The sequence below is a fragment of the Aurantimonas sp. E1-2-R+4 genome, from assembly GCF_036549515.1.
Taxonomy (GTDB): domain Bacteria; phylum Pseudomonadota; class Alphaproteobacteria; order Rhizobiales; family Rhizobiaceae; genus Aurantimonas; species Aurantimonas coralicida_A.
On the sequence record NZ_JAZHLK010000102.1, the window covers coordinates 1 to 4,517 of the forward strand.

General features: G+C 60.2%; 4 protein-coding genes and 1 pseudogene. 3 read left to right on the forward strand and 2 right to left on the reverse strand.

The genetic code is table 11. The features are described from left to right. Positions 1-91 (forward strand): annotated as a pseudogene (locus VQ045_RS21255) (IS5/IS1182 family transposase); the annotation flags it as partial. Positions 92-114: 23 nt separating this feature from the next. Here VQ045_RS21255 and VQ045_RS21260 read toward each other — a convergent pair. Then, the gene (locus tag VQ045_RS21260; protein WP_331831539.1) at positions 115-2,454 is read right to left on the reverse strand and encodes a putative bifunctional diguanylate cyclase/phosphodiesterase; all 2,340 of its coding nucleotides are present in this window, start codon (positions 2,452-2,454) and stop codon (positions 115-117) included. Positions 2,455-2,479: 25 nt separating this feature from the next. Further along, the gene (locus VQ045_RS21265; protein WP_442873114.1) at positions 2,480-3,001 is read right to left on the reverse strand and encodes an oxidoreductase; all 522 of its coding nucleotides are present in this window, start codon (positions 2,999-3,001) and stop codon (positions 2,480-2,482) included. 284 nt (positions 3,002-3,285) lie between these two features. Here VQ045_RS21265 and folE point away from each other — a divergent pair, with 284 nt between their 5' ends. Beyond that, positions 3,286-3,873 (forward strand): GTP cyclohydrolase I, encoded by a 588-nt coding sequence (gene folE, locus VQ045_RS21270; protein WP_327649511.1) that lies wholly within the window; start codon positions 3,286-3,288, stop codon positions 3,871-3,873. Between the two features lie 40 nt (positions 3,874-3,913). Beyond that, positions 3,914-4,408, forward strand: a complete 495-nt coding sequence (locus VQ045_RS21275; RefSeq protein ID WP_331831540.1) for a 6-pyruvoyl trahydropterin synthase family protein — start codon at positions 3,914-3,916, stop codon at positions 4,406-4,408. Positions 4,409-4,517 lie beyond the last annotated feature (109 nt).

Below are 4,517 nucleotides of genomic sequence, written 5' to 3' on the forward strand. Positions count from 1 at the left end.
CTGGCGGCGCATTCACACCCGCTACGATCGTTGCGCCCACACCTTCTTCTCGGCCATCTGCATCGCAGCCGCCGTCATCTTCTGGCTCTGATCAATGAGTCCTGAGCCTAGGTTTCAGGCGGCCGTCAGACCGCGCCTCTTGGCTTTCCCAACGGGCAAGGGAATTTCCGAGGCAGGTTTGGGCCGGCCGAAGAAGTATCCCTGCACCTCGGTACATCCGAGCGCCTGCAATTTGCGAAACTGGTCTTCCGTCTCCACCCCTTCGGCGGTCGTCGTCAAACCGAGATCCCGGCCGAGCGCAATGACCAGTTCGACGATCGGCAGATGGTCGGAGTTATCGGACATGTCCCGGATGAAGGACTGGTCGATCTTGATCTTGTCGAAGGGAAAGCTGCGCAGATAGCTGAGCGACGAGTAACCCGTGCCGAAATCGTCCAGGGCGACCCTCACGCCCAGTTCGCGCAATTGGTGCAGGATCGTCAAGGTGTGCTCGCTGTCTTCAAGCAGCACCGATTCGGTGATTTCGAGTTCAAGGCGATCGGCGGAAAGGCCCGAAGCGGCCAGGGCATTGACCACCGCCTGCACGAGCGCCTGGCTACGAAACTGCGCTGGAGAGAGATTGACCGCGATCCGGATATCCGCCGGCCATCGGATCGCTTGCTCACAGGCCTGCCGCAGGACCCACTCGCCGAGATCGACGATCAGTCCGATATCCTCGGCGACCGGAATAAACTCGTCCGGCGGTATCATCCCCCGTATCGGATGGCACCAGCGGACCAGTGCCTCGAAACCACAGATTTCCTCGCGCGCGGCATTCATGACCGGCTGATAGAAGACATCCAGCTCGTTGTTGGGAAGAGCCTTGCGAAGATCGGCCTCCAGCCCTTTGCGCGCCTGGAGTTGGTCATCCATCTGAGGCTCGAAGAAGCAGAACGTTCGTTTGCCGCTGGTCTTGGCTTCGTAGAGCGCGAGATCGGCTTGCTTGAGAAGAACATCCGCGTCTTCCGAATTCCCCTTGAATTCGGCGATACCAATGCTCAGACCGATCAGCACTTCCTGGCCGTCGATTTCGTAGGGCGCGCTGACCGCTTCGATCAGTCGGGAAGCGATCGCGTCGAGGTCGCGAGGCTCGTCCGACGGCAGGAGAAGCAGCGTGAACTCGTCGCCCCCGACTCGCGCGACCAAATCCTTCTCGCGAACATTACAACGCAGCCGGTCGGCCACGCATTTCAACAGTTCGTCGCCGCGCTGATGGCCCAGGGTGTCGTTGACATCCTTGAACCGATCGAGATCGAGACACATGATGGCGAGGAAACTCTGGTTTTGCCGGGCGCGGGACAGCGCTTGATCCAATTTCTCGCCGAACAGGACCCGGTTGGCAAGGTCGGTCAACGAGTCGAAATGCGCCATGTGGACGATCTGGTGCTCCACCCGGCGCAGGTCGGTAATGTCTTCGTAGGTTGCGATCCAGCCGCCGTCGCCTAGCGCCGCGTGCGTGACGGAAAGGGAACGCCCGTCGAAGCACTCCTGGACAAAAACCGAACTCCGGTGATCGTGTATAAGTTCGTGTTGCTGGAAGTAAATCTGCCTCAGGGCCGCCGAGCTATCCGCCTCACCGGCTCCGCTCACCAGTTTATCGAGCGGCACTCCCGGCTGCAGTGCAGCGTAGGATAGACCGAACATCGCGCCAAACCGCTCGTTCCAGACGACCAGATGTCCTTTCGCGTCGAACATGCAGAGGCCTTGGGACATGTTGCTCAAGGCCGCCCTGAACCGGCGATTTTGGGTCTGCAGCGCCGCCGAGGTCGCTCTCAGGTCGTCGGCGAGGTCGTGGAGGTCGTCGTGCGCCCGGCCAAGTAACCGGTTGTTCCAGACCAGCAGCAGGATCAGCGCGACGCCGCAAACGATCAGGCCGGCAGCCAGTCCGGTGAAAACGTAATGAAGGCGCAACAGTGCCTTCTGATCTTGCGCGACGCGCTCCGCCCCGAGTTGCGTCGCAAAGGATGCGAGCGAGGCAAGCTCCGTTTCGAAGGGATACAGCAACCGATCGAGTTGGCGAGCAATCACCGGTTCGTCGGCCCGCGGCAACAGCGGTTCGACCGAGGCGAGGACCTCTTCCAGACGCTGAACGATCCGGCGAGCATGCGAATTCTTCTCGATGAATTCGGCTGCCTCGCCCTGCTTGAGGATGTTGACCCGATTCAGCAGGATATCGAAGCGAAGCATGACCTCATCGCCGTCGACGCCGCTGCCGGGGACAGCAATGGCGGCGACGCGCTGCTGCAAGCGCGTGAATTCCACCAGCGCTTGGCTCACCGCCCAGGTCGTATTGTAGCTGGCCACCTGCCGAAGCGCCTGTTGGCGTTCGACGATCAAGTTAGAAATGTAAGCCGTCGCCAGGACGAAGCAACCCACGGTTACCGCCAGCAGCAGTTGGACCAGTCGCATCGCCATTGCGGGTTTCTCGCGAGCGGAAATGTTATTCAACGATCAGCTTGGAGAGCTGCCATGCCGAGCGGCCGTAATAGGTCTGGCTCTGCAGCGCTGCGTCGCTGTCATAGGGGTAGACGATGAACAGCGGCCCCTTGTCCCGAACCGGCATATATTCGCCATCCCGCTTGAGGGCGATGATGGTGCCGTGCCTTGCGAAATCCTCGATGGGGATTTCCGTCATGTAATCGTTCAATGCAATGGCTCGCACCCGATCGCCGGTGGCGCCGACAAGCGTCATCAGCTTGTCCAAGCTGACACCTTCAAACGTGACCGGCTTGTCGTACCAAGGGGTCCTGGTCCGGAAGGACACCATCCCGAGCGATTCCAGCATCGCCCGATCGAATTCGGCGCTGTCGCCGGCATTGGTAACAGCGATTTCACCGGAAATGGTCAAAATCACCTTACCGGTCGGGGTTGCCAGCTCTCCCGCAAAAGCCAAACCGGTGAGGAAAATGTAAAGCCCGGCCAGTACCATGGCGATGGCCTGCTTTGCGCTTGGCCGAGGCATATCATGTCCTTCCATCTGAGGCGGACGTCATGTCCTCCCGTCTGAAGCGGACGAATCTTGTCAGACAAATGCTAACCGGTGGTGAATGCGGCGCATCTCGCGCGGGAGGCAGGCGTGGGCCTGACCCTGTTCGCATTTTATTAAAACGGTAAAGAATACATATTAAGCGTCATCGGGCTAATTGGAGAGGTCGGGCGCTCATGAACTTCCACCCAGCGAAATCGATACATCCCCAACTTTGCAACGAGCAGGTCGAGGACATTGATCCTTCCGGGCGGGAGGCGATGAGGGCCTTGGTCGCCGCCAAGATCGGCGAACTCTTCGACATTCTCCAGATCGACCACCAAAGCGACCATAATACCCGCGACACGCCCGAGCGCGTGGCCAAGATGTATGTCGAGGAGATTCTGCGCGGCCGCTACACGGCTCCGCCGGAGATCACCGAATTCGACAATGCCGACGGCTACGACCAACTCATCGTGACCGGGCCGATCGACGTGCGGTCCACATGCGCCCACCATCTGATGCCGATCTACGGTCAAGCCTATATCGGCATCCTGCCGGCCGCCGCCGGCAAGCTCATTGGCCTGTCGAAATACGATCGGATCGTCGATTATTTCTCGGCGCGGCTGCAGATCCAGGAAGAGCTGGTCAATCAGATCGGCCAGTTCATCTGCGAACGGACCAGCCCGCGGGGTCTCGCCGTCCGGATGAGCGCCGTGCACATGTGCAAGACCCACCGCGGGATCAAAGCATCCCACCGCAGCCGCATGGTCAGCTGTTGCTATTTCGGCGAAATGAAGAGCGACCCGTCGCTCAAAAGTGAGTTCCTGCAGGAATGCCTTGCGTTGGAACGCGGCGCGGGCGACTGAACCGGCTCGCCACCTCGACGCCCCGGTCCGGGAGATATCGATGAACCAGCCAGTCCGTACAGTCTCTTCGATGCGCAATTCGCGGGCGATCTACCGTTCGACCAAGGCTTATGACCACAGCGAAGGGCTCTCGTGCTGCTTTCGCCAATGGCGGGCGACACACTCTCACTGCCGGCTGATACACGGCTACGCCCTCGCCTTCCGCTTCGTCTTCGCCACCTTCGAACTCGATCAGCACAATTGGTGCTTCGACTTCGGCGGTTTGAAACCGGTCAAGGGGTGGCTGAAGGAGATGTTCGACCATACGATGATCGTCGCCGAGGACGACCCGGAACTGCCGCGCTTCCAAGCGCTCGCGGAAGCAGATCTGGTCGACCTGCGCGTGCTGCCGGCGGTAGGCTGCGAGGCGACGGCGAAATACGTCTTCGACTATGTCGCGACATTCCTGCGGGCGGAGACCGGCGATCGGGTTTGGCTCGAAAGCGTCGAGGTGTGCGAGCACGGCGGTAATTCGGCCATCTACGCGATCGGCTAGAGCGTCAGGCGATTAATCTGCAACATAGCCAGCGGCCTTGAGGTAGTTCCAACATTCTTCGGGCTCGAACAGGTCGCAGATGTTGCCGACTGCACGCCAGAGATCGTCG